Origin of the sequence: uncultured Methylobacterium sp. (assembly GCF_964244095.1) — a bacterium.
Taxonomy (GTDB): Bacteria; Pseudomonadota; Alphaproteobacteria; order Rhizobiales; family Beijerinckiaceae; genus Methylobacterium.
Map to the genome: position 1 here is coordinate 1 of NZ_CAXTHR010000062.1, position 23,446 is coordinate 23,446.

General features: G+C 73.0%; 20 protein-coding genes. 6 read left to right on the forward strand and 14 right to left on the reverse strand.

The window, feature by feature from the left end; genetic code table 11:
• From ACFE86_RS11480 to ACFE86_RS11495, 4 genes are all read right to left on the reverse strand, one after another.
• On the reverse strand, positions 1-571 hold a 571-nt coding region (locus ACFE86_RS11480; RefSeq protein WP_375455466.1), incomplete at its 3' end, for a class I tRNA ligase family protein.
• A 79-nt stretch (positions 572-650) separates the two neighbouring features.
• Positions 651-1,238 (reverse strand): PopZ family protein, encoded by a 588-nt coding sequence (locus ACFE86_RS11485; RefSeq protein ID WP_375455467.1) that lies wholly within the window; start codon positions 1,236-1,238, stop codon positions 651-653.
• Positions 1,239-1,395: 157 nt separating this feature from the next.
• A complete protein-coding gene (locus ACFE86_RS11490) occupies positions 1,396-2,748 on the reverse strand; it encodes a TolC family outer membrane protein (RefSeq protein ID WP_375455484.1) in 1,353 nt (450 codons plus the stop codon).
• Between the two features lie 302 nt (positions 2,749-3,050).
• Entirely contained in the window at positions 3,051-3,707 is a 657-nt protein-coding gene (locus ACFE86_RS11495) for a protein-L-isoaspartate O-methyltransferase (RefSeq protein WP_375455468.1), read from the reverse strand.
• 398 nt (positions 3,708-4,105) lie between these two features.
• On the opposite strand from ACFE86_RS11495, the gene ACFE86_RS11500 reads away from it, so the two are divergent.
• Together ACFE86_RS11500 and ACFE86_RS11505 are read left to right on the forward strand one after the other, a co-directional pair.
• Positions 4,106-5,353, forward strand: a complete 1,248-nt coding sequence (locus tag ACFE86_RS11500; protein ID WP_375455469.1) for a PQQ-dependent sugar dehydrogenase — start codon at positions 4,106-4,108, stop codon at positions 5,351-5,353.
• The gene (locus ACFE86_RS11505) at positions 5,353-5,919 is read left to right on the forward strand and encodes a c-type cytochrome (protein WP_375455485.1); all 567 of its coding nucleotides are present in this window, start codon (positions 5,353-5,355) and stop codon (positions 5,917-5,919) included. Before ACFE86_RS11500 ends, ACFE86_RS11505 begins: the two co-directional genes overlap by 1 nt.
• A gap of 10 nt (positions 5,920-5,929) precedes the next feature.
• On the opposite strand, the gene ACFE86_RS11510 is transcribed toward ACFE86_RS11505, so the two are convergent.
• The 10 genes from ACFE86_RS11510 to ACFE86_RS11555 all read right to left on the reverse strand — a co-directional run bounded on the left by ACFE86_RS11510 (position 5,930) and on the right by ACFE86_RS11555 (position 20,110).
• The gene (locus ACFE86_RS11510) at positions 5,930-6,436 is read right to left on the reverse strand and encodes a GNAT family N-acetyltransferase (RefSeq protein WP_375455470.1); all 507 of its coding nucleotides are present in this window, start codon (positions 6,434-6,436) and stop codon (positions 5,930-5,932) included.
• A 281-nt stretch (positions 6,437-6,717) separates the two neighbouring features.
• Positions 6,718-7,821, reverse strand: coding sequence for a microcin C ABC transporter permease YejB (locus ACFE86_RS11515; protein WP_375455471.1), 1,104 nt, complete (start codon positions 7,819-7,821; stop codon positions 6,718-6,720).
• Between the two features lie 81 nt (positions 7,822-7,902).
• A complete protein-coding gene (locus ACFE86_RS11520; RefSeq protein WP_375455472.1) occupies positions 7,903-9,759 on the reverse strand; it encodes an extracellular solute-binding protein in 1,857 nt (618 codons plus the stop codon).
• Positions 9,756-11,645, reverse strand: a complete 1,890-nt coding sequence (locus tag ACFE86_RS11525) for an extracellular solute-binding protein (RefSeq protein WP_375455473.1) — start codon at positions 11,643-11,645, stop codon at positions 9,756-9,758. Before ACFE86_RS11525 ends, ACFE86_RS11520 begins: the two co-directional genes overlap by 4 nt.
• Before the next feature lie 119 nt (positions 11,646-11,764).
• Entirely contained in the window at positions 11,765-13,846 is a 2,082-nt protein-coding gene (locus ACFE86_RS11530; protein WP_375455474.1) for a hypothetical protein, read from the reverse strand.
• A 448-nt stretch (positions 13,847-14,294) separates the two neighbouring features.
• Positions 14,295-17,117: a DUF4159 domain-containing protein gene (locus tag ACFE86_RS11535; protein WP_375455475.1), complete on the reverse strand. Its 2,823-nt coding sequence runs from the start codon at positions 17,115-17,117 to the stop codon at positions 14,295-14,297.
• Between the two features lie 10 nt (positions 17,118-17,127).
• Positions 17,128-18,042: a DUF58 domain-containing protein gene (locus tag ACFE86_RS11540; protein ID WP_375455476.1), complete on the reverse strand. Its 915-nt coding sequence runs from the start codon at positions 18,040-18,042 to the stop codon at positions 17,128-17,130.
• Positions 18,043-18,046: 4 nt separating this feature from the next.
• Positions 18,047-19,051 (reverse strand): AAA family ATPase, encoded by a 1,005-nt coding sequence (locus ACFE86_RS11545; RefSeq protein WP_375455477.1) that lies wholly within the window; start codon positions 19,049-19,051, stop codon positions 18,047-18,049.
• 223 nt (positions 19,052-19,274) lie between these two features.
• Positions 19,275-19,658 (reverse strand): membrane protein insertion efficiency factor YidD, encoded by a 384-nt coding sequence (gene yidD, locus ACFE86_RS11550; protein ID WP_375455478.1) that lies wholly within the window; start codon positions 19,656-19,658, stop codon positions 19,275-19,277.
• 5 nt (positions 19,659-19,663) lie between these two features.
• Positions 19,664-20,110, reverse strand: a complete 447-nt coding sequence (locus ACFE86_RS11555; protein WP_375455479.1) for an iron-sulfur cluster assembly scaffold protein — start codon at positions 20,108-20,110, stop codon at positions 19,664-19,666.
• Between the two features lie 227 nt (positions 20,111-20,337).
• Between ACFE86_RS11555 and folE the strand changes: the two genes are divergently transcribed.
• The 4 genes from folE to ACFE86_RS11575 form a co-directional block, all read left to right on the forward strand.
• Entirely contained in the window at positions 20,338-21,186 is an 849-nt protein-coding gene (gene folE, locus ACFE86_RS11560) for a GTP cyclohydrolase I FolE (protein WP_375455480.1), read from the forward strand.
• Positions 21,187-21,200: 14 nt separating this feature from the next.
• Positions 21,201-21,617 carry a phosphoribosyl-AMP cyclohydrolase gene (gene hisI, locus ACFE86_RS11565; RefSeq protein WP_375455481.1) on the forward strand — a complete coding sequence of 139 codons (417 nt, stop codon included), beginning with the start codon at positions 21,201-21,203 and terminating at the stop codon, positions 21,615-21,617.
• Positions 21,614-22,597, forward strand: a complete 984-nt coding sequence (locus ACFE86_RS11570) for a patatin-like phospholipase family protein (RefSeq protein ID WP_375455482.1) — start codon at positions 21,614-21,616, stop codon at positions 22,595-22,597. The genes hisI and ACFE86_RS11570 overlap by 4 nt, the downstream gene beginning before the upstream one ends.
• Before the next feature lie 106 nt (positions 22,598-22,703).
• Positions 22,704-23,446: alkaline phosphatase D family protein (locus ACFE86_RS11575; RefSeq protein ID WP_375455483.1), on the forward strand; the 743-nt coding region annotated here is incomplete at its 3' end.

Here is a 23,446-nt window from a genome sequence, read left to right on the forward strand (position 1 = left end):
CGGTCTGGAACTTCGGGTCCCAGTTCACGAGGCGCTTGTCGCGGTAGATCAGCCCCTGCGCATGCAGGTCGACGAACACCTTCGTGACCGCGCGGACCATCGGGTCGTCGGCAGCCCCGCGCGTCCCCATGGTGAAGCGCTCGCGCGACCAGTCGCAGGAGGCCCCGAGCCGCTTCAACTGCGCGACGATGGCGCCGCCCGATTCCGCCTTCCACGCCCAGACCTTGTCGAGGAAGGCGGCGCGGCCGATCTCGCGCCGGCCGGGCTCGCCGGCTTCCGCCATGCGGCGCTCGACCACCATCTGCGTGGCGATGCCGGCATGGTCCATGCCCGGCTGCCACAGCACGTCGCGCCCGCGCATCCGCTCGAACCGCGCCAGGATGTCCTGCAAGGTGTTGTTGAGCGCGTGGCCGATATGCAGCGAGCCGGTGACGTTGGGCGGCGGGATCACGATGCAGTATGGGCTCGCGCCGGCGCGCTCGGGCCGCCCGGCGCGGAACGCGTCGGCCTGCGCCCAGGCGGCGCCGGCACGCGCCTCGGCGCCGGCCGGGTCGAAGGTCTTGTCCATCATCGGTGGGTGATCGCGGGCTCGTCACGGGATTGGCCCCCGCTTTCAACCCGGCACGGGCCTCCCGTCAACACGCGGCGCGTCAGCGCCCGCGCGACACCCGCTCGATCTCGGCGCGCACCAGCCGCTCGACCATCACCGGCAGGTTGTCGTCCAGCCACGCCTTGAGCATCGGCTTGAGCATGTCCTGGACGAGGTCCTCCAGGCTGCGCGCACTCTGGCTCGACACCGTGTGCGCGAGCAGGTTGAAGGCGTGGTTGACGCTGGCGCCGGCCTCCGACGAGATCAGCGGCGCGGGCTCCGGCGTCCGCGCAGGCTCGGGGGAACGGTGCGGGGGCGGGGCGGGTTCGACCTCCGGCTCGATCGCATCGAAATCGATCGCGTCGAAATCCAGGGCGTCGAGATCCGGCGGCGCGGGCTTCGGGGCGGCCCGCGGTGCCGGCTCCGGCTTCCGCGCGGCGGGTTGGGCCCGGATCGGCTCGTCCATGTCGGCGAGGTCGAGAACGTCCTCGTTGTCGGGCTGCGGCGCCCTGACGGCCGCGACCTCCGCCGGCTTCACGGCCTGATCGTCGGCGATGATCCGCCGGATCGAGGCCAGGATCTCCTCCATGGACGGCTCGTGCGCCTTCTCGGCGGCCTTGTCCGGGATCTTGGGGCTCGCTGCACTCATCCGGACGGCGCTCGGGAACGTGGGAGGGGCGGGAACGGCGGTTGGCGCGAGTATTCCACGCCGGCGCGCCCGGACAAGCGCGTCCGGAGCACACTCCCTCGGAAAAACGCACGCGCTCGGCCCGGCATCGGCCGGGCTTGCGCCGAGGGAGCGCCGTTCAGCGCCCGTCGGGCGAGCGCACGCCGTACCAGAGGTCCTTGACCTGATCGTAGTGGGTCTTGGCGCTGTAGGCCGCCACCGGCACCGCGGTGTAGCGCACCGTCAGGCGGCCGACCGCCTGGACCACGCCGTAGGAGAAGATCACCCGGTCGCGCTGGGCGACGATCAGGTTCACGCGGGAGTTCAGGAGTTCCTGCTGCGCGTTGAGCACGTCGAGGGTGGTGCGCTGGCCGACGCGCGCCTCCTCGCGCACGCCGTTGAGCGCGACCTCGTTGGCCTGGACCTGCGCCTGTGCGGCGATCACCTGCGCCTTGGCGGCCTCCAGCCGCCCCCAGAAGTCCACGACCTGGGCGCGGACCTGATCGCGGACTTGGTCGGCCTGGATGCGGGTCTGGCCGACGAGCTCCTTGGCCTGGCGGATCTGCGCGTATTCCTGGCCGCCCTGGTAGAGCGGGATCGTCACGCGCCCGACGATCGAGGCGACGACGTTGTTGTCGCCAGGGAAGGTCGAGTCGTAACGCTGGTTGACCGCGCCTTGCAGGCCGACGGTCGGGTAGAGCACGCCTTCGAGCACCTTGACCTGCGCCTCGGACGAATCGACCGCATGCAGCGCCGAGAGGATCTGCGGGTGCTCCTGCAGGCCGATGGCGATGGCGGCATCGAGGGTGGCCGGGACGTAGCGGTCGAGCGGGCGGCCGGGGGCGAGCTGGCGCGGCTCGACGCCGATGTTCTGGCGATACGTGCCGATGCTGGTGCGCAACGCCGACTCGGCGGCGCTGACCTGCGAGCGCGCGCCGGCGAGCCGCGCCTCGGCCTGGGCCACGTCCGTGCGCGTGACCTCGCCGACGTTGAAGCGGTCGCGGGTCTGGCGGAGCTGCTCTTCCAGCACCTCGACGTTGTTGCGGTTCAGCTCCAGCGTCGCGGTGTTGCTGAGCACGTTCATGTACGATTGCACGCCGCCGTACAGGACGGACATCTCGGTAAACCGCAGCGTCTCGCGCTGGCTGTAGACGTTGGACTCCGCGCGCCGGGTGTTGTTGTCGGTCTGGAAGCCGTTGAACAGCGTCTGGTTCACGGTGAGCCCGGCGCCGCCCGGCGTCGTATTCTGGCGGATCTGCTGGCCCGAGACCCGGCCTTCCAGGTACTGGCTGCCGATATCCGCGCTGATGGACGCGGTGGGGCGGTATCCCGACTTGGCGATGGCGACGGTCTCGTCCGTGGCGCGCACGCCCGCCCGGCTCGCGTTGAGCTGCGGGTTGCCGCCATACGCCTTGGCCAGCGCCGTCTCCAGGGTCTCGGACGCCGCCGGACAGGCCGCCGCCAATCCGGCGGCGACGGCGAGGCCGGCCATCCGGAACGCGGAGCGCGTCGCAGGTTTGCGTTCTGTCACGTCGATCGGCCCTTGCGGTTTCTCGAAGACCCGGTTGCCCGTCCTGCGACGGCCGCGGCGCGATGTTGCGCGCCGGCCCGGTCAAGCCCGCCCCGGCGGCACCTTAAACCAATCGTGGAGCCTCGACCCAGACCCTACGCGGCCCGCGACCCGAATCCTGCCCACATGGCGCATAAAAGCGACACCCGCCGCCCCCGGTCCGGGCGGGTCCGGAGGACCGCGGCCCGCAAGGACCCGAGATCGGCACGCCCGGGGCGCGCCTGTCAGAACGCGAAGCCGGCCGCTTCCCGGAAGGCGGACAGGGCCGGCAGCGCGGCGTCGAAGAGCGGGCGCGCGCCGAACGCGTCGCCGGCCCGCACGAAGATCGTCGCCTTGGCGGCCCGGTCGCGGCCGAGCACGCACACGAGGCGGCCCGCGTCCTTCAACTGGTCGAGGAGCGCCTGCGGGCGGACCTCGACGCGGCCGTTGATCAGGATCGCGTCGTAGGGCCCGGAGCTCGGGCAGCCCTCGGCCAGCGGCCCCTCCGTCACGTCCACCCGCGCGCCGTCGACCCGCTCGCGGGCGGCCTGGGCCAGCGCCGGCACCGATTCCAGAGCCGTGACCCGGCCGCCGAGGCGCGCCATCAGGGCGGCGGCGTAGCCGTAGCCGGTGCCGACGTCGAGCGCGCGGGTGCCGCTGCCGATCCGCAGCGCCTGGATCATCCGGGCGTGCAGCATCGGGGCCGGGAGGTGGCGGGCATCGCCCTCCGCGCCGCCGAGGGGCAGGGCTTGGTCGATGTAGGCGAACGGCTCGGAGCCCGGCGGCACGAAATGCTCGCGCGGCACCGCGTCGAAGGCATCGAGGACCGCGATGTCGTTCACGTCGAAGGTGCGCAACTGGCAATCGACCATCAGGCGCCGGGCCTGCGCGTAATCGAGCATGGAATCCTGGTCCCCCCGCCGCGGTCCGACACGTCCCCGAGCCTGCGCGCTCGGCCAAGCCTTGGCTTTGGGGACCGCCGGTTTCTCGGGGATCGGATGCCAAAAGGCAAGGTTGCGCCGGGTTCCGGCAAGAGGGACGGCAAGAGTGACGGCAAGAGGGACGGCGCGGGAGAGGGCGAGGGGGAACGGCCGCACCGTGCCACGAGCCCGCGCCCCTCGACGCCGGCCGGTGCCGCGCGGCGCGGGCCGCGCTCCTTGGGTTACGCCGGAGGCCGTCTGTCGCGCCGCGGCCGGCCCGCGCGCTCGCCATCCCGGCCGCGGGTGTAAATAACCCGGTCTACGACGAGCGGGAGGGCGCGCATCACGCGGCCGATCCCGCCGCATCAGGGAGAAAGCCCGTGAATCCCGTCCGAAGCCTCGCCGCCGTCGCCCTCGGCTGCCTGACCCTGCACGCCGCCGCCGCGCAGCAGCCGGCGGGCCCGGTGCCCGTCCCATCCGCCGCACCGCCCGTCGACAAGGGCTCGGCGCTCTACGGCCGCCCGGAAGGCGGCGAAGCCGCCAAGCTCGCGCCCATCGCCGGCCCGCCCCTGGCGACGGCCCTGGCGAAGCTGCCGCTGGACAAGCTCAAGGTGCCGGACGGCTTCAAGATCGAGGTCTATGCCAGCGGCCTCGCCAACGGCCGCTCCATGCGCCAGAGCCCGGACGGCACGGTCTTCGTGGGCACGCGCGCGGTCGGCAAGGTCTACGCGATTCCCGAGAAGCCGGGAGCCGACGGCCGGCGCACGGTCAAGACCATCGCCACCGGCCTGCACCGCCCGAACGGGCTCGCCTTCCACGACGGGTCGCTCTACGTCGCCGAATTGTCGAAGATCTGGCGCTACGACGGGATCGAGACGCATCTCGACGACGTGCCCAAGCCGACGCTGGTCTACGACGACCTGCCCAAGGACGAGGCGCACGGCTGGAAGTTCATCGCCATCGGCCCGGACGACAAGCTCTACGTGCCGGTCGGCTCGCCCGGCAACATCCTGATGCCGCCCGACACCCACGCCCAGATCCGGCGGATGGACCTCGACGGCAGGAACGTCGAGGTGATCGCCCGCGGCGTGCGCAACACCGTCGGCTTCGACTGGAACCCGACGACCAAGCAGCTCTGGTTCACCGACAACGGCCGCGACTGGGTCTCGGAGGACATCCCGAACGACGAGCTGAACGTGCTCTCCGAGCCCGGCAAGCAGCATTTCGGCTTCCCGTTCTGCCACCAGGGCACCTTCACCGATCCGGAATACGGCTGGGGCCATTCCTGCGCCGAGTTCACGGCGCCGGCCGCCCTGCTCGGCGCCCACACCGCCTCGCTGGGCCTGCGCTTCTACACCGGCGCGATGTTCCCGGCCGACTACACGAACGCGATGTTCATCGCCCGGCACGGCTCGTGGAACCGCACGACGAAGCTCGGCGGCGACGTGGTCGTGGCCAGGCTCGGGCCCGACGGCAAGGTCGCCTCGGTGGAGCCGTTCCTGACCGGCTTCCTGCAGGACAACAAGTACGCCGGCCGGCCCGTGGACGTGCTCGTCGCCAACGACGGCGCGCTGCTCGTCTCGGACGACTACAACGGCGCGATCTACCGGATCAGCACGGCCCGATGATGCGTCCGCTCGAAGGCGCGGTCCTGCTCGCGACGCTCCTCCTCGGGACGGCGTCCGCCGCCCCCCTGGGGGAGCGCCTCGCGCCGTGTCTGGCCTGCCACGGCGAGCGCGGCACCTCGCAGACCGAGGGCGTCCCCTCCCTCGGCGCGCAGATGCCCGACTACATCGTCACGCAACTGTTCCAGTTCCGGGACAAGCAGCGCACGGCGCCGCCGATGAACGACATGGCCGCGGACCTGTCCGACGACGACCTGCGCAGCTTCTCCGACGCGCTCGGCGCGCTCCCCGCCCCGGTCGCGGCGAAGGCTGCGCCGGACGCGGCCCTGGCGGCACGCGCGCAGGCGCTGGTCGCCAAGCACCAGTGCAACTCCTGCCACGCGGGGGAACTGACTGGCCGGGACAACATTCCCCGCATCCGCGGCCAGCGCGAGGAGTACCTTGCCGCGGCGCTTGCCGCCTACCGCTCGAACGCCCGGCCGGGCTACGACCCGGCGATGAACGAGGCCGCGCAGGGGCTGAAGGACGACGAGATCCGCGATCTCGCGGCGTATATCGCGCGGCTCTGAGCGCGCGGCCTCACGCCGGGCGGATCGCGGCGACGTCGCCGCGCGCCGTCTCGAAGAACCCGGCCTTCAGTTCGAGGCGGAGGAAGCGGGCCGGATCGACCGGACCCGGCAGGGCGAGGTGGTCCGGCGGCACAGGCGTGAAGCCGAACCGCGCGTAGAACGGCGCGTCGCCGACGAGGATCACGAGGCCCTCGCCGGCGGCCGTCGCCGCCGCGAGGCTCGCGCGCATCAGCGCGGTGCCGACGCCGCGGCCCCCGAAGCTCGGATCGACGGCGAGCGGCCCGAGCGCCAGGAATCGGACGTCGCCGGCCGTGACCGGCGCCATCCGCACCGAGCCGACGAGGAAGCTGCCGACCGAGGCGGTGACGCTGAGGTCGAGCCGATGGCCCGCGCCCTCGCGCAGGCGGAACGCGGTGCGGGCGTAGCGGCCCGGCCCGAAGGTGCGGGCATGCAGCCGCTCGATCGCGCCCGCGTCGTCGGGAAGCTCGGGCCGGATGACGAGGGAGAGGGCTGGCATGATACCGGGTTAGCACGATCGCGCGGGCGACCGCTGCCCCCGCCTCGGGCCGGCTACCGGATGCACACATCTTGGCCGTGTCTCGCGCTCAAGTCGCCCCAAGCCGCGTCATCCCGGGGCTGCGAAGCAGAGCCCGGGACCCATAGCCGCCGACGGTGCCCGAGCCTGCCGCCTCGGCGGCTATGGATTCCGGGCTCGCCTGCGGCGCCCCAGAATGACAAGGTGGGTCATCTTAGGGCTTCAAAGATCTGTGAATCCGGTAGCTCGGCCGGAAAGGTGGGTCACGTCGCGCGCGCCGAAAAATCGATGCGCGGGTCGATCCAGACGTAGATCAGGTCCGAGAGCAGGTTCACGGCGAGCCCGAGCAGGGAGAAGATGTAGAGGGTGGCAAACACCACCGGGTAGTCGCGCCCGACGATGGCGCGGAACGAGAGTTCGCCCAATCCGTCGAGCGAGAAGATCGTCTCGATCAGGAGCGAGCCGGTGAAGAAGGCCGAGATGAAGGCGCCGGGGAAGCCCGCGATGACGATCAGCATCGCGTTGCGGAACACGTGGCCGTAGAGCACGCGGCGCTCGGAGAGCCCCTTCATGCGCGCCGTGAGCACGTATTGCTTGCGGATCTCGTCGAGGAACGAGTTCTTGGTGAGCAGCGTCGAGGTGGCGAAGGCGCCGATCACCAGCGCGGTCAGCGGCAGCACCATGTGCCACGCGTAGTCGGCGATCTTCTGCCAGGTGGAGAAGGTCTCCCAGCCCTCGCCGGTCAGCCCGCGCAGGGGGAACCACTGGAAGAACGAGCCGCCCGAGAACAGGATGATGAGCATCAGGCCGAACATGAAGCCCGGCACCGAGTAACCGATGATGACCACGAAGGAGGTCCAGCGGTCGAAGCGCGCCCCGTCCGAGACCGCCTTGCGGATGCCGAGCGGGATCGAGATCGCGTAGGACAGGAGCGTCATCCACAAGCCGAGCGAGACCGAGACCGGCAGCCGCTCGCGGATCAGGTCGATGACGGTGACATCGCGAAAATAGCTGCGGCCGAAATCGAAGCGCAGGTAGTCCCACAGCATCTTGGCGAAGCGTTCCGGCGCCGGCTTGTCGAAGCCGTACTGCTTCTCCAGCTTGGCGATGAAGTCGGCGCTCAGCCCTTGCGCTCCGCGGTAGCGCGAGCCCGCCTCGCCGCCGGCCGCCGGCCGGCCGCCCCCGCCGAGGTCGCCGGTGCCGCCGGTGACCCGCGCGAGCGTGCCGTCGCCCTGCCCCTGCATCTGCGCCAGCACCCGCTCCACCGGGCCGCCGGGGGCGAACTGCACGATGGTGAAGGTGATCAGCATGATCCCGAACAGGGTCGGGACCATCAGGCCGATGCGGCGCAGGATGTAGCCGAGCAAATGGGACCTCCTCTCGTTTCGCTGACGGTCCGCCGCACCGGCCGCGCCTGCCTCGGCACCGTCCCGCGAGGGCGCCTCGCGTCAGTTGCGGCCGATCCGCCGGGCCCTGTCGGCGTCGAACCACCAGATCGCCGGCGCGCCGAGGTCGTAGCGCGGCCCCTCCGCGGGACGGCCGTAGACGTCCCAGAGGGCGAGCCGGTGCGTGCCGGCATACCACATCGGCACCCAGTAGCGCCCGGCGCGCAAAGCCCGGTCGAGGGCGCGGCAGGCGGTGGTCAGGTCGGCGCGGGACTTCGCGTCGCTGACCGCGCTCAGCAGGGCATCGATCGCCGGTTCGGCGATCCCCGACAGGTTGTTGGAGCCCGGCGTCGCGGCCGAGCGCGAGCCGTAGATCTCGCGCAGTTCCGCGCCCGGCGTGACGCCGCCGGCATAGCGCCGGGAGGTCAGGTCGAAGTCGAAGTCCTTGAGCCGCGCCTGGTACTGCGAGGCGTCGACGGTGCGGATCGTCGCCGCGATCCCGAGCAGCCCGAGGTTGCGGATGAAGGGGTGGGTGTGCGGCTCCAGCGCCGGGCTCGAATCCAGGAACTCGATCTCCAGCGGCCGGCCGCCGGGCGCCCTCAGCGTGCCGCCGTCGCGGGTGCAGCCGGCCTCCCGCAGCAGCGCGTCGGCGCGGCGCAGCAGCGCGCGGTCCTGCCCCGAGCCGTCGGAGACGGGGGGCTCCCACGCCGCGCCGAACACCTCCGCCGGAAGGCCCTGCCGCAGCGGCTCCAGGAGCGCCAGCTCGTCGGCCGAGGGCGTGCCGGTGGCCTTCAGCACCGCGTTCTCGAAGAACGAGGCGGTGCGCGTGTAGGCGCCGAACATGATGTTCCTGTTCGTCCACGCGAAGTCGAAGCACAGGCCGATCGCCTCGCGCACGCGGGGATCGCGGAACTTCTCGCGCCGCGTGTTGATCCACCAGCCCTGCGTGCCGGACGGGCGCGCATCCGGCACGGTGGAGCGCACCACCCGGCCCTCCGTGGCGGCGGGGAAGTCGTAGCCGGTGGCCCAGACGCGGGCCGTGAACTCCTCGCGGAAGGTGAAGGCGCCGCCCTTGAACGCCTCGAAGGCGACGTTGCGATCACGGAAATACTCGTAGCGGATCGCGTCGAAGTTGTTGTGCCCGGCCGTCACGGGCAGGTCGGCGGCCCAATAGTCGCGCACCCGCTCGAACTCGATGAAGCGCCCGACATCGACGCGCCCGACCCGGTACGGCCCGGAGCCCAGCGGCGGCTCCAGGCTCGAGGCCGAGAAGTCGCGCGCTGCGTAATACGCCGCCGAGAAGATCGGCAGCTGCGCGATGGTGAGCGGCAGGTCGCGGGCGCGGCCGGCCGCGAAGGTGACGACCACCGTCCCGTCGTCCTCCGCGCGCGCCTCGGTCATGTCGCGGATCACCTCGGAGATCTCCGGGTGGCCCTTTTCGCGCAGCAGCGTCAGGCTGAAGGCGACGTCGCGCGCGGTGAGCCGCGAGCCGTCGTGGAAATGCGCCTGCGGCCGCAGCCTAAACGTGTAGGTCAGCCCGTCCGGCGCGACCGCGACCGAGCGGGCGACGAGCCCGTAGAGCGCGTCCGGCTCGTCGAGCGCGCGCACCATCAGGCTGTCGAAGGTGAGGTTCATGCCGGCGGCGCCCTCCCCCTGGAGCACGTAGGCGTTCAGGGTGTTGAAGGTGTCGCCGGCCTGGTTGCCGAAGGTCTGGCTCAACTGCGCCGAGAACCGGCCGCCCTTGGGCGCCATCGGGTTCACGTAGGCGAACGCCTCGAAGGTCTTCGGGTATTTCAGTTCGCCGAAGCTCGACAGGCCGTGGCTCTCGTCCGGCCCGGCGGCGGCGCGGTGCGGCAGCGCGGCGCCGGCCGTCAGCGCCCCGGCGGCGAGGACCAGCGTGCGGCGCGAGACGCCGCTCAACGCGGCGCCCCGGTCCTGGCGGCCGCAGCCTCGTCGTACCACCACGTCGTCGGGAAGCCGGACGAGCCGTATTGCGGCAGGATCGCGGGGTGGGCGAAGCGGTTCCAGCGCAGCGTCCGCTGCAGGTTCGAGGCCCATTGCGGCACGACGTAATCGTGGGCGAGCAGCACCCGGTCGAGGGCGCGGGTCGCCGCGAGCACCGCCGGGCGGTCGGCGGCGAAGATCACCGTCTCGATCAGCGCGTCGATGCCGGCATCCCTGATGCCGATGAGGTTGCGCGAGCCCGGCCTGTCGGCCGAGGCCGAGCCCCAGGACTCGCGCTGCTCGTTGCCGGGCGAGAGCGATTGCGGCCACGAGCTGGTGGTGATGTCGAAGTCGAAGCTGCGCATCCGGTTCTGGTACTGCGCCTGGTCGATCACCCGTAAGCTGGTGCCGATGCCGATGAGCTTGAGCTGGGCCGAGAACGGCAGGATCACCCGCTCGAAGGTGTTCTGGAACTCCAGGAACTCGACCGTGAGCGGCTCGCCCGTGGCCTTGTTCACCATCTTCCCGTCGCGCTGCTCGTAGCCGGCCTCGCGCAGCAGGCGGACGGCCTCGCGCAGGTTGGCGCGCACCGCGTCCGGCGTCTCGCTCACCGGGTTCCTGTAGGGGGTGGTGAAGACGGAGGCCGGCACCTTGTCCTTGACGGTGTCGAGCAGCGCCTTCTCCGCACCCTCCGGCAGGCCGGAGGAGGCGAGTTCCGAGCCGTAGAAGTAGGAGTCGATGCGCTTGTACAGGCCGTAGAACAGCGCCCGGTTCATCTCCTCGTAGTTCATCGCGAGGTTGAAGGCGCGCCGCACCCTCTGGTCGCGGAACTTGTCCTTGCGCGTGTTGAACACGAACGCCTGCATGGTGCCGGTGCCGCGGTCCGGGAACGCCTCCTTGATCAGGCGCCCCTCCTTCACGGCGGGGACATCGTCGTAGGCGGTGGCCCAGTTGCGGGCGATGTTCTCCACGCGAAAATCGTAGAGGTCGCCCTTCAGCGCCTCCACGAGCACGGTGCCGTCGCGAAAGTACTCGTAGCGTTGGGTGCCGAAGTTGTTGCGCCCGGCATTCACCGGCAGGTCCCTGCCCCAGTAGCCGGGCACGCGCGCGTAGGTCGCCGAGCGGCCGGGATCGAACTTCTCCAGCCTGTACGGGCCGGAGCCGAGCGGCGGCTCCAGGGTCGTCTCGGTGACGTTGCGCGGGCGGCCTTGCGCATCCTTGCCCGTCCACCAGTGCTTGGGCAGCACGCGGAGCTGGCCGATCACCTGCGGCAGCTCGCGGTTGCCGGTCTCGGAGAAGGTGAAGGTGACCTCGCGCGGGGCCGTCGCCTCGGCCTTGGTCACGGTCTGGTAGTAGGCGGCGTGGAACGGGCTGTTCGCCTTGAAGGTGTCGAAGGACCACACCACGTCCTCGGCCGTGACCGCCACGCCGTCGTGCCACTTGGCGTCCGCGCGCAGGCGGTAGGTCACCGAGCCGAGGTCGGGCGCCACGCGCAGGGCTTCGGCGAGCAGGCCGTAGGAGGTGAACGGCTCGTCGAGCGACTCGGTGGTCAGCGTGTCGTAGAGCAGCGCGACCCCGCCTTCCAGGTCGCCCTTCAGGCCCGAGATGACGAGGTTGAAGTTGTCGAAGCCGCCCTGCGCGCCCAGGCGCACGAGGCCGCCCTTGGGCGCTGCGGGGTCGGCGTAGTCGAAATGCTTGAAGTCGGCCGCGTATTTCGGCGCGCCCATCAGCGTGACGGCGTGGACCCAGCCGGCGCCCGCCGCGGGCAGGGCCGGCTCGGATTGCGCGCCCGCGGAGCCCGCGAGGCAGGCGAGCGCCAGGACGGCCGCGAGACATCGTCCGATCACGGGATGGGCTGTCACGAGGGGGCGGGCTCCGGTGCGTCGGCCCCTTTCGGGCCGTTCCTGCCTCATTAGGACGGACCGGGCCGGCGCGCCAACCCGGCGCGTCCGCGCAGGTCGGCGACCGGCGGGCCGGACCGCTACGCCGTCCGCCCGCGGCGCCCCTCCACCAGCCACATCGCCAGAACCGCCGCGGCTAGCAGCGCGAGCGCCGCGAGCCCCAGCGCCAGGGGATAGACCTCGACGCCGCGGATGTCGGCGCCGTCGCTCGGGCGGAAGCCGATCCAGTCGGCGCCCGAGAGCCGTCCGCCGCGCACGCTCTGGAGGCGCGGCACCACGACGGCGCCGGACGCGTCCGCCACCCGGCGGATCGAGCCGCCCGACGCGTCGGCCACCGGCTTCAGGCGCTCGGTGTCGCTGAACACGTCGGCGAGTTCGCGCGGGTTCGGCGGCCCGACGCTGACGAAGGCGACGAGGCTGCCGGAGCGCAGCGTGTGCAGGCCGAGCTCGGCCGCCTCGAAGGCCGCGCCGAACAGGCCCGGCTCGGCGGGCTTGAGGGTCAGCGTGCTCGCCTTGCCCGTCGGGCTGGTGACGGTGACCGGCTCGGTCGCCTCCGCCATGGTCTGGCGCTCGACGCGGACCTCGCGGCCGCGGCCGGTCATCTGCGCGCGCAACGCCTCCTCTTCGAGCGCCGGCTCCTTCATCAGCCAGTGCGCGAGGCGGCGCAGCAGGTCGAGATAGGGGCCGCCGTCCTGGTAGCCCCGCGCCCACAGCCAGGTGTGGTCGGAGAGCATCAGCGCGACGCGGCCCTTCTCCTCGCGGGAGAGCGCCATCAGCGGCAGGTCGTCGGCGCCCGACAGCAGCGGCTGGTTGCCGGCCCGCGTCTGCGCCGCGACGATGCGCAGCCACTCGCCCCAGGCCGGAGGCGTCGCGTCGCCGCCCGGCAGCGCCCGCGTCACCGGATGGCGCCGGCCGGTGGCGGTCGCCGTCGCCCTGTACGGCCGCTCGACCACGCGCCCGTTCGGGTCGCCGGGCAGGATGCCCGACAGCCGCGTGCGCGCGAGGCTCGCGGGGCCGGCGAACTCCGGGCCCGCCGCGATCAGCAGCGCGCCGCCCTCGCGCACGTAGCGCACGATGTTGTCGAAATAGGCCGCCGGCAGCACGCTCTGGTTGGCGTAGCGGTCGAAGATGATCAGGTCGAAGTCCTTGATCTTCTGGACGAACAGCTCCCGCGTCGGGAAGGCGATCAGCGACAGTTCCGAGATCGGCGTGCCGTCCTGCTTCTCCGGCGGCCTGAGGATCGTGAAGTGCACGAGATCGACGTTGGCGTCCGATTTCAGCAGGTTGCGCCACGTGCGCTCGCCCTGGTGCGGCTCGCCCGAGACCAGCAGCACCCTGAGCTTCTCGCGGATGCCCTCGATCGGCAGCACCGCGCGGTTGTTGACGGTGGTCAGTTCGCCCGGCAGCGGCTCGACCTCGATCTCGACGACGTTCGGCCCGCCATGCTCGATTCTGATGGTGAGGCCGAACGGCTGGCCGGTGGGGAAGGTCTTCCGGCCGATCTCCTCGCCGTCGCGGCGCACGGTGACGGCGGCCGAGCCGGTGCCGCCGCGCTCCATCACCTCGGCGCGGATGGTGAGCTCGCGCCCGACGATGCCGAAGCGCGGCGCCTCCAGCAGCTTGATCTGCCGGTCGCGCTCGTCGGGATGGCCGGTGACGAGGACGTGCAGCGGCGCCTTGATCCCGAGTGCGGCAAGCGAGGCCGGGATGTCGTGGACGACGCCGTCGGTGAGCATCACGACGCCGGCCAGCCGCTCCGGCGGCACGTCGGCCAGCGCCTGGCCGAGCGCGGCAAACAGCCGGGTGCCGTCGTCGCCGCCCGCGTCCGGCACGTCGATGAAGCGCGGCTCGATGTTCGTCAGCCCGCCGAGCCGGCGCTGCAACTCGGCCCGCACCCGGTCGGTCACCGCCGGCCGGTCGCCGAGCGCCTGCGAGCCCGAGCGGTCGACGAGGATCGCGGCGACGTCCCGCACCGGCTCGCGGTCCTCGCGCACCAGCGCGGGGTTGGTCAGCGCGGCGAGCACGAGCCCGAGCGTCAGGGCGCGCAGGGCCGCGGTGCGTCCGCGCGCCAGGAACGCGAGCCCGATGAACGGCACCACCACGAGCGCGAGCACCGCCAACACCGGCCAGGGCAACAGGGGCGTGAAGCTGAGGCTCAGCATGATGACGCGCCCTACGAAGCGGGGACATGCCGCGCGCGCCCTCCCTCCCCCCTCTGCGGGGGGAGGGTGGCCCTCGCGTCAGCGAGGGTCGGGAGAGGGGAGCGCCGTATCCGGCACCGTCGCTCCCCTCTCCCGACTTGGCTCGCGGGCCACCCTCCCCCGCAGAGACCACCGGGTTCACAGATCGCACATGGGTGGCCGACGCGCGCTCCCTCCCCCCTCTGCGGGGGAGGGTGGCCCTCGCGTGAGCGAGGGTCGGGAGAGGGGAGCGACCTCTCCGGATACGGCGCTCCCCTCTCCCGACCCGCTTCGCGGGCCACCCTCCCCCGCAGAGGGGGGAGGGAAGACCCGCGCATCGCCTGGATGCGCCACGCGATGTGTGAATCCGGTAGCCCCCAGAGGGGGAAGGAAAAGCGACGTTTGCGTGTGTGTCTGATTGTGAAACCTCTCACTGCCCCAGCCGCTCCAGCAGCGCCGGCACGTGCACCTGGTCGGCCTTGTAGTTGCCGGTGAGCGTGTACATCACGATGTTCACGCCGCCGCGGAACGCCATCTCGCGCTGGCGCTGGTCGCCGCCGACCACCGGGTAGAGCGCCTCGCCGCGGCGGCCGATCGCCCAGGCGGCGGCGAGGTCGTTGCCGGTGATGACGATCGGGCTGACGCCGTCGCCGGCGCGCGCCGGGCGCCGCTCGGTGCCCTCGGCCGCGGGCGGCAACGCCTCGACCCAGGTCTGGCCGGTCGCGTAGCGGCCGGGGAAGCTGTCGAGGAGGTAGAACGCCTTGGTCAGCACGTGGTCGGACGGCACCGGTTCGAGTTCCGGGATCTCCAGCGTCGCCAGCATCCTGCGCAGGTAGGCGCCCTCCGGCGTCGGCGGGCCGCCGGGCCGCGCGGTGAGCGCGTCGCGGGTGTCGAACAGCACGGTGCCGCCGTTGCGCATGAACGCGTCGATGCGCCGGATCGTGGCCTCGGAGGGCTGTGGCCGGCCCGGCGCGATCGGCCAGTAGATCAGCGGGTAGAAGGCGAGCTCGTCCCGGGCCGGGTCGAGGCCGGCGGGCTCGCCGGGTTCGAGGGCGGTGCGCGCGGCGAGCATCTGGGTGAGGCCGGTGAGGCCGGCGCGGCTCGCCTCGTCGATCGCCGCGTCGCCGGTGACGACGTAGGCGAGCCGGGTGACCAGCGCAGATTCGATGCCGTTCGGGCGGTTGGCCGGCGGCTCCTCGGCCCGCGCGGGCGGGCTCGCGAGGCCGCCGAGGAGGAGCAGGCCGGCGAGCGCGGGCAGCGCGGGCCGGCCGCGCAGGCGCCCCGCGAACCCGCCCCCGCGCTTCAGGAAGCCGCCGAGCCACAGGCCGGCCAACGTATCGAGCACCAGCAGCAGCAGGGCCAGGGTGAACAGGCCCGGCCGCAGGTCGCGGGTCTCGGCGCCGGCGAGCGTGCCGGTTCGGGCGCCGGCGAGCGCGGTCAGGTCGAGTGGCTTGAGCCGGTCGTCGGCTTTTAGCGCGTTGACCGCGGTGCCGCCGTCGGCCGGCCCGTAGAAGCCGGGCGGGTGCTCGGCGGAGGCGCGGTCGGCGTAATCGGCCGGCACGGCGGTGGCCGAGGCCGGCGGCGTGCCGAGGACGCCGAAGCCGTCGAGCGTCAGGCGCGGGGCGAGGATCGCCGCGGCCGGGCGCGGGCCGCCCTCGGCCGGCGCCGCCGACGAGCCGGCCAGCGCCACGACCCGGCGCAGCATGTCGATGAACAGGCCCGACAGCGGCAGGTTCGACCACGTGGTGTCGGCGGTGACGTGGAACAGCACCACGAGCCCCTGCCCGCGGTGCTCGGCGGTGACGATCGGCGTGCCGTCCTGCAGCGAGGCCCAGGTGCGGCCGGGCAGGTCGCCGTCGGGCTCGGCCAGGATCTGGCGGCGCACGCCGATGTCGGCCGGCGGGGTCAGCCCGGCGAACGGGCTCTCGGGAGCGAAGGGCGCCAGCGTCTTCGGGCTGTCCCAGGACAGCGTCCCGCCGAGCGTCCGGCCGCCGCGGCGCAGGCGCACCGGCACCAGCGGGTCGTTGCCGGCGGCGAGCCGCGCGCCGGCAAAGCGCAGCAGCATCCCGCCCCCCTCCACGAAGGTCGTCACCCGCGCGCTCGTCCGCTCGTCCATGGCGCCGACGTCGGCGAGCACCAGCACCGTCACCTGGTTGTCGAGGAGCTGCGCGATCGAGTCGGCGATGCCCCTGGCGCCGCGCGCCTCCTGCACGTCGGCGAAGGGCTGGAGCGCGCGCGACAGGTAGTAGGTCGGCGCGAGCAGCGGCTGGGCCTGATCGTTGGTGCCGCCGAACACGAGGCCGACGCGGCGGCGCTTGCCGCGCTCGTCCATCACCGCGACGGCGCCGGCCGAGCGCTCGCCCGCGATCTCGATGCGGCTGATGCCGTTGCGCAGCTCCACCGGCATGTCGAAGGCGATTGCGGCCTCGGTGGCCTCGGGGCCGAGGGCGAAGTCGCGCTCGGCCAGCGGCAGGCCCTTCTGGTCCAGCGCCCGCACGAGGCCGGCATCGCGCCCGTTGGGAGCGGCGCGCATCACGCGGATGCCGAGCTTTCCGCCGGCCTCGCCGCCGGCCAGCGCCAGCGCCGGCGGCCGGTCGGCGCGCAGCACCGTAAGCGCCGCGCCCGCCGACCCGACGCGTTCGGCGAGCCGTTCGGAAAAGCCCGCGCCCTCCATGCCGGCGACGCCGTCGCTGATCCAGACGAGGCCGGCGCCCGGGTTGCGGTCGAGGAAGGCCGCCAGCATCGGCTCGTGCGCGGCGCGGTCGGCCAGGTGCGGGCGCGGCGCCAGCGCGCGCAGGCGCTCCAGGGCGGCGGCCGGGGTGCGCGCCTCGATGGCGGCCGGCGCGTCCGCGAGGGCGGCGACCGCGACCGGGCGCCCGTCGCGGGCGGCGCCCTCGACGGCATCGACGGCGACCCGCATGCGGTCGCGCCAGTCGTGGGCGGCGGAGAAGCCGTTGTCGAGCATCACCAGCAGCGCCTTGCGCCCGCCGCCGGCGCCGACCCCGTTCGGGTTCCAGACCGGGCCGGACACCGCCAGGATCAGCGCCGCGGCGGCGAGCAGCCGCAGGATCAGCAGCCAGGGCGGGGTGCGCGCCGGCGTCTGGCGCTTTGCTGCCAGATCGGCGACGAGCTTCAGCGGCGGGAAGTCGATCCGGCGCGGGCGCGGCGGCGTCACGCGCAGCAGCAGCCACAGGGCCGGGAGGCCGATCAGGGCGGCGAGCGCGAAGGGGGCGGCGAAGGTCAGTCCGAGCACGGCGCCCTCCTCAACCCGTGCCGCGGGCGGCGGCGACCAGCGTCGCGAGGCGAAGCGCCGCCTCGCTCGCCGGACGGTCGGTGCGGTGGAGCGTCAGGGTCCAGCCCTGGCCGCGCGCGATCTCGGAGAGGCCGGCGCGGTGCGCTTCGATGCGGGCGCGGTAGGTCTCGCCCCAGGCGGCGGCGTCGCCCACGTCGAGGCTGAACCCCGATTCGAGGTCGTGCAGCACCGCCTGGCCCGCGAACGGGAACGTCTCCTCGATCGGGTCGGCGACCACCACGAGGTGGCCGCGGCTGCCGCGGCCGGCGATGTCCTGCACGGCGGCCGCGATGCGGTCGAGGGGCGTGAGGAAGTCGCCGACCAGGATCACCTCGTCGAAGCGGGCGGGCGCGGCCCGCGGCGGCAGGTCCTGCGTCAGGCCGGCGGCGTCGCCGACGAGCGCCTGGGCCATCGACTCGACGATCCTTCGCGATGCCGTCGCGCGGGTGAGGCCCAAAAGCCCGACGCGCTCGCCGCCCTCCACGAAGGCGTCGGCCAGCGCCAGCCCGAGGACGAGCGCACGCTCGACCTTGGAGGCCTGCGCGAGGTCGGAGGCGAAGCCCATCGAGGCGGAGCGGTCGATCCACAGCCAGATGTTGTGGGCGGCCTCCCATTCGCGCTCGCGCACGTAGAGCCGGTCGTCGCGGGCCGAGCGGCGCCAGTCGATGCGGGCGGCGGCCTCGCCGTTCACGAAGGGGCGGAACTGCCAGAAGCTCTCGCCCGGCCCCGCCCGGCGGCGCCCGTGCAGGCCGTGGGCCAGCATCGACGAGACGCGCCGCGCCTCCAGCACGAGGCGCGGCATCCGGTCGGCGAGCGCGACCGCGCCCTCGGTTTCCCGCCGTCCAGGGGCGCGCGCATCGGCGGCGAGGGCGCGCGCGGCGGCCATCGCGCTAGAGCTTCTGCGTGAGCTTGGCGATCAGGCCCTCGACGGTCTCGCCGTCGGCGCGCGCGGCGTAGCTCAGCGCCATGCGGTGCTTGAGCACCGGCTCGGCCAGCGCCTTCACGTCACTGACCGAGGGCGCGACCCGGCCCTCGATCAGGGCGCGGGCACGCGCCGCCAGCGTCAGCGCCTGGCTGGCGCGGGGGCCCGGCCCCCACATCAGCTTGCCCTTGATCAGCGGATCGCCGCTGTCGGGCCGCGCGGAACGGACGAGGTCGAGGATCGCGTCGACCACCGCCTCGCCCACCGGCAGGCGGCGCACGAGGCGCTGGGCGGTGAGCAGCGCCTCGGTGGACATCACCGCCTTCGCTGTCTGGTCGGAGACGCCCGTGGTCTCGATCAGGATGCGGCGCTCGGCGGCGCGATCGGGATAGCCGACGTCGATCTCCAGCAGGAAGCGGTCGAGCTGCGCCTCGGGCAGCGGGTAGGTGCCCTCCTGCTCGATCGGGTTCTGCGTCGCCAGCACGTGGAACGGGCGCGGCAGGTCGTGGCGCTCGCCGGCCACCGAGACGAAGTTCTCCTGCATCGCCTGGAGCAGGGCCGATTGCGTGCGCGGGCTCGCGCGGTTGATCTCGTCGGCCATCAGCAGTTGCGTGAACACCGGTCCGCGCACGAAGCGGAACGAGCGCCGCCGGTCGGCGTCCTCGTCCAGGATCTCGGTGCCGAGGATGTCGGACGGCATCAGGTCGGGGGTGAACTGCACGCGCCGCGCGTCGAGGCCGAGCACGGTGCCCAGCGTCTCGACGAGCTTGGTCTTGGCCAGGCCCGGCAGGCCCACGAGCAGGCCGTGGCCGCCGGCCAGGATCGTGACGAGGGCGAGGTCGACCACCGTCTCCTGCCCGAAGATCACCCCGTGGATGGCCTCGCGCGCCTCCTGGACCGAAGCGAGGCAGCCTTCGGCGGTGGCGACGATGCCGTCGTCGAGGGCGGTGGCCGGCGCGGTGCCCTGACTCATGCCGATGGGGTTTCCGTGGTTCGCGGGACCTTCCGGCCGGCCGCAACAAGGGGTTGTCTCGGGACCTGAGTGTGCGGCGGTTCGCACCGGGCTGGCAAGGTCGGCGTCGCCGCATGTTCCCGAAGGGTTCGGCACACCTTCCCCGGGCGCCCGGAGCAACGCGGAAGGCGATCCGAGGGCCGGAACCGGCCGTGCCGACGGCACCCGTCCATGGCCTCACCGTTCATGGCCGCCGCGCGGTGTCCCGTGCCGGCTCCCGTTGGGCCGCACCCGTTCCGGAGGGGCCGGAGGGCGGATCGATCGCTTCGCAGGCGAACGGGTTCGGCGGGGCGTTCACCCCGCGCCAGCGCCCGTAGCGCCAGGGCGCGTACCACGCGGCCCGCGCCGGCGGCCCTTCCGGCACGAGATCGATGCCGTGCGTCCCGAACGGGCCGCAGCGGCAGATCCGCGAAAGGCCCATCCAGGCGCCGGGCCAGAGCCCGTGCCGGGCTATCGCCTGATCGGTGTAGTCGGAACAGCTCGGCCAGTGCCGGCACCGGCGGCCGACCAGGCCGGACAGGGTGAGCTGATAGGCCCGGATCGCGACGTGGGCGGCGCGGCGCAGCACGCGCCTTACGCGGCGGCCCGCCCGTTCGCGGCGATGCGGTCCAGCGCCTCGACCACCGCGTCGAAGGTGAGCAGCGTCGAGGCGTGGCGGGCGCGGAACTCGCGCACCGGCGCGAGCACGGACAACTCCGCCCAGCGCCCGTCCGGGGCCGGCCCGTTCGCCTTCAGCATCGCGCGCATGGTCTCACGCAGGGCGCGCAGCTCGTCGGCGCCCGCGCCGACCACGTGCCGGCCCATCAGCGAGGACGAAGCCTGCCCCAGCGCGCAGGCCTTCACGTCGTGGGCGAAGTCGGCGACAGTGCCGTCCGGAGCCAGCACGAGGTCGACGGTGACGGTCGAGCCGCAGAGCTTGGAATGCGCCGTGGCGCTGGCGTCCGGCGCGGGCAGGCGCCCGAGGCGGGGGATGTCGGCGGCGAGTTCCAGGATGCGCCGGTTGTAGATGTCGTCGAGCATTGGCGCCCTCGTTGTCGGTGGTTGGCCTGCGCAGTTGGCGCCCCGGCCCTGCCGGATCGGCCGCGCGTCCCGCGCATTGCGCGACGGCGCGAGAACGACGATATAGGCCGCTCAAGGCTGTTTCGCGAGGAGGCGGCCCGTCGACCAGGGTCGCGCCCACGGCCACGGACATCGTATTCACCGGGGCGCCGGCTCGCATCGCGCTCGGGCCGCAGACGGTTCGACCGATGTACGCCAAGCCGGACAGCACCACGATGAAGGCCCGCGTGGCGCGGGCTGGAGATGCCATGGATGCCGCGCTCAAATCCCTGTCCTACGGCGTTCCCCGGCCCTCGGACGAAGACGGCTCGGACTTGAGCGCCCCGGACCTGAGCGCGATGCGCCACGACAACGACCGCGTGGTCGCGAGCCTCGCCGGGCGCCGCGCCGAGGCTCAGGCGCCGCCCGAGGTCGCGCCGGAGCCCGCCTCGGCCACCCGCGTGCCGGACGGCATCGCCCTCGGGCGCCCGAGCCGCGAGGAGGCCGAGGCCGCGGTGCGCACGCTGCTGCGCTGGGCCGGCGACGACCCGACCCGCGAGGGGCTGCGCGATACCCCGGCCCGCGTGGTCAAGGCCTACGGCCAGCTCTTCGGCGGCTACGATTCCGACGCCGACGCCCTGCTGGAGCGGGTGTTCCAAGAGGTCGAGGGCTACACCGACATCGTGCTGGTGCGCGACATCCCGTTTTACTCCCATTGCGAGCACCACATGGTGCCGTTCATGGGCCTGGCGCACATCGCCTACTACCCGACCAAGGGCGTGGTCGGCCTCTCGAAGCTCGCCCGCGTCGTCGACACCTTCGCCCGCCGCCTGCAGACGCAGGAGACCATGACGGCGCAGATCACCGACGTGATCGAGAGCATCCTCAAGCCGCGCGGCGTCGCCGTGATGGTCGAGGCCGAGCATCTGTGCATGGCGATGCGCGGCGTGCAGAAGGCCGGCGTTTCGACCATCACCAGCCAGTTCCGCGGCGTCTTCAAGGACGATTCCAGCGAGCAGGTCCGCTTCCTGACGCTGGTGCGCGGCGGCAGGACCTGAGTTTTCCCCCCTCGATGCCCGTCCCCGCCTTCGACGTCCCCGGCTCGCGCGACGCCGTCGAGGAGGGCCTCGCCTTCACGCCGCGCTTCGACCGCGACGGGCTCCTCGCGTGCATCGCGGTCGATGCCCGTGACGGGCGCGTGCTGATGCTCGCCCACATGAACGCCGAGTCGCTGCGGCGGACGCTGGAGACCGGCGAGGCGTGGTACTGGTCGCGCTCGCGGCAGGCGCTCTGGCACAAGGGCGCGACCTCGGGACAGGTGCAGCGCGTCGTCGAGATGCGCACCGATTGCGACCAGGACGCGCTGCTGATCGCCGTCGCGGTCGGCGGCGACGGCGGCTGCTGCCACACCGGGCGGCGCGCCTGCTTCTACCGCGGCGTCGCCCTCGACGCGGACGGCCGCGCGGTGCTGAGCCCGCTCGATCCATGAGCGGCGTCGGCCTGCTGCGACACGACGCGCACGCCGCCATCGCGCCCGGAACCGTCGAACCGATCCGCGACGAGGCCCCCCGCGCGGCGCGCATCGGGCTGGCGCTCGGGGGCGGCGCGGCGCGGGGCTGGGCGCATATCGGCGTGATCCGGGCGCTCGACGAGGCCGGCATCCACCCCGACGTGGTGTCGGGCTGCTCGATCGGCGCGGTGGTCGGCGGCTGCTACGCGGCCGGCAGGCTCGACGCGTTGGCGGAGTTCGCGCTCTCGCTCACCCGGCGCCGGGTGCTCGGCCTGCTCGATCCGCGCCTGTCCGGTGCGGGGCTGATCGGCGGCGACAGGCTGCGTCGGCGCCTCGCGCGCGACCTCGGCGACCGCCGGATCGAGGATCTGCCGGTGGGCTTTGCCGCGGTCGCCACGGAACTCGGCACCGGGCGCGAGGTCTGGCTGAGCCGCGGCCCCCTGATCGAGGCGTTGCGCGCGTCCTACGCCCTGCCGGGGCTGTTCGCGCCGGTCCCCCTCGACGGGCGCCTGCTGATGGACGGCACGCTGGTGAACCCGGTGCCGGTGACGCTGGCCCGCGCGATGGGCGCCGACCTCGTCATCGGCGTGAACCTGTCCTGCGATCCGCGGCTGCGCGGCGGCGTGATCGAGCCCGGCACGGCCGATCCCGTTGAGGCGGTCGTCGCGGCGGCGGGCGCACGCCGCCGGGGCGTGCTTGCCGGCCTGCGCGGCCGCGCCGCGGCGTCGCCGGGCATGGGCCGCGTGATGTTCGAGGCCTTCAACATCACCCAGGACCGGATCTCGCGGGCGCGCCTGGAGCGCGACCCGCCGGACCTGTCCATCGGCCCCGAACTGGCGGCTTTGGGCCAGTTCGCGTTCCACCGCGCCGCCGAAGGGATCGCGGCCGGCCATGCGGCGGCGCGGGCGGCCCTGCCCCGGATCCGTGCGATGGTGCTGGGCGCGGCCGCACGCGCCTGAGCGCCCGTCACGCAAACGTCGTCCCGCTCTGCGATGGGGCTCGCGGGGGGCCGGGTCGCCGCGCGCCGAAGGCGCGGACCGGGCCGTCGCGCGAGGGACCGGTCCGATGGAATCCAGCCGCCGCCAACTCCTGCTCGCCGGCGGGGCCGGCATCCTCGGCCTCGCGGGCGGCCTCGCGCGGCCGGGGATCAGCCGTGCCGCCGACCGCCCGCTCCTCAGCCACGGCCTGCAATCGGGCGATGTCGGCACCGATTCGGCCATCGCCTGGGCTCGTTCGGACCGGCCCGCGCGCGCGGTGATCGAGTGGGCGACGACGGAGGGCTTCTCAGACATCCGCGGCGGGGTCTTCGCCGACGCGCTGCCGGAGACCGACTGCACCGTGAAGGTCGCGCTGACCGGGCTGCCGCCGGGCCAGGACATCTTCTACCGCGTCCGCCTGGAGGATCTCGCCGCCCCGACGATCCGCGGGCCGGCGCAGGTCGGCCGCTTCCGGACGGCGCCGGCCGACCGCCGCTCGGTCTCGTTCTGCTGGTCCGGGGACACCGCCGGCCAGGGCTGGGGCATCGACGAGGCCCGCGGCGGCATGACGATCTACAAGGCGATGCTGAAGAACCGCCCGGACTTCTTCCTGCATTCCGGCGACACGATCTACGCCGACGGGCCGATCGCCCCCGAAGTGCGGCTGCCCGACGGCACCCTGTGGCGCAACCGGGTGACCGAGGAGGTCTCCAAGCCCGCCGAGTCGCTGGCCGAGTTCCGCGGGCGCTACAAGTACAACCTCATGGACGCCAACGTGCTGGCGATGAACGCGGCCGTGCCGATCCTCGCGCAGTGGGACGACCACGAGGT

Excerpts from the sequence above, each read along its gene's own strand:
- ACFE86_RS11485 (WP_375455467.1), bottom strand. The coding sequence starts at position 1,238 with ATGAGTGCAGCGAGCCCCAAGATCCCGGACAAGGCCGCCGAGAAGGCG.
- ACFE86_RS11490 (WP_375455484.1), bottom strand. The coding sequence starts at position 2,748 with ATGGCCGGCCTCGCCGTCGCCGCCGGATTGGCGGCGGCCTGTCCGGCG.
- ACFE86_RS11495 (WP_375455468.1), bottom strand. The coding sequence starts at position 3,707 with ATGCTCGATTACGCGCAGGCCCGGCGCCTGATGGTCGATTGCCAGTTG.
- ACFE86_RS11505 (WP_375455485.1), top strand. The coding sequence starts at position 5,353 with ATGCGTCCGCTCGAAGGCGCGGTCCTGCTCGCGACGCTCCTCCTCGGG.
- ACFE86_RS11510 (WP_375455470.1), bottom strand. The coding sequence starts at position 6,436 with ATGCCAGCCCTCTCCCTCGTCATCCGGCCCGAGCTTCCCGACGACGCG.
- ACFE86_RS11530 (WP_375455474.1), bottom strand. The coding sequence starts at position 13,846 with ATGCTGAGCCTCAGCTTCACGCCCCTGTTGCCCTGGCCGGTGTTGGCG.
- ACFE86_RS11540 (WP_375455476.1), bottom strand. The coding sequence starts at position 18,042 with ATGGCCGCCGCGCGCGCCCTCGCCGCCGATGCGCGCGCCCCTGGACGG.
- ACFE86_RS11545 (WP_375455477.1), bottom strand. The coding sequence starts at position 19,051 with ATGAGTCAGGGCACCGCGCCGGCCACCGCCCTCGACGACGGCATCGTC.
- ACFE86_RS11555 (WP_375455479.1), bottom strand. The coding sequence starts at position 20,110 with ATGCTCGACGACATCTACAACCGGCGCATCCTGGAACTCGCCGCCGAC.
- folE (WP_375455480.1), top strand. The coding sequence starts at position 20,338 with ATGTACGCCAAGCCGGACAGCACCACGATGAAGGCCCGCGTGGCGCGG.
- hisI (WP_375455481.1), top strand. The coding sequence starts at position 21,201 with ATGCCCGTCCCCGCCTTCGACGTCCCCGGCTCGCGCGACGCCGTCGAG.
- ACFE86_RS11570 (WP_375455482.1), top strand. The coding sequence starts at position 21,614 with ATGAGCGGCGTCGGCCTGCTGCGACACGACGCGCACGCCGCCATCGCG.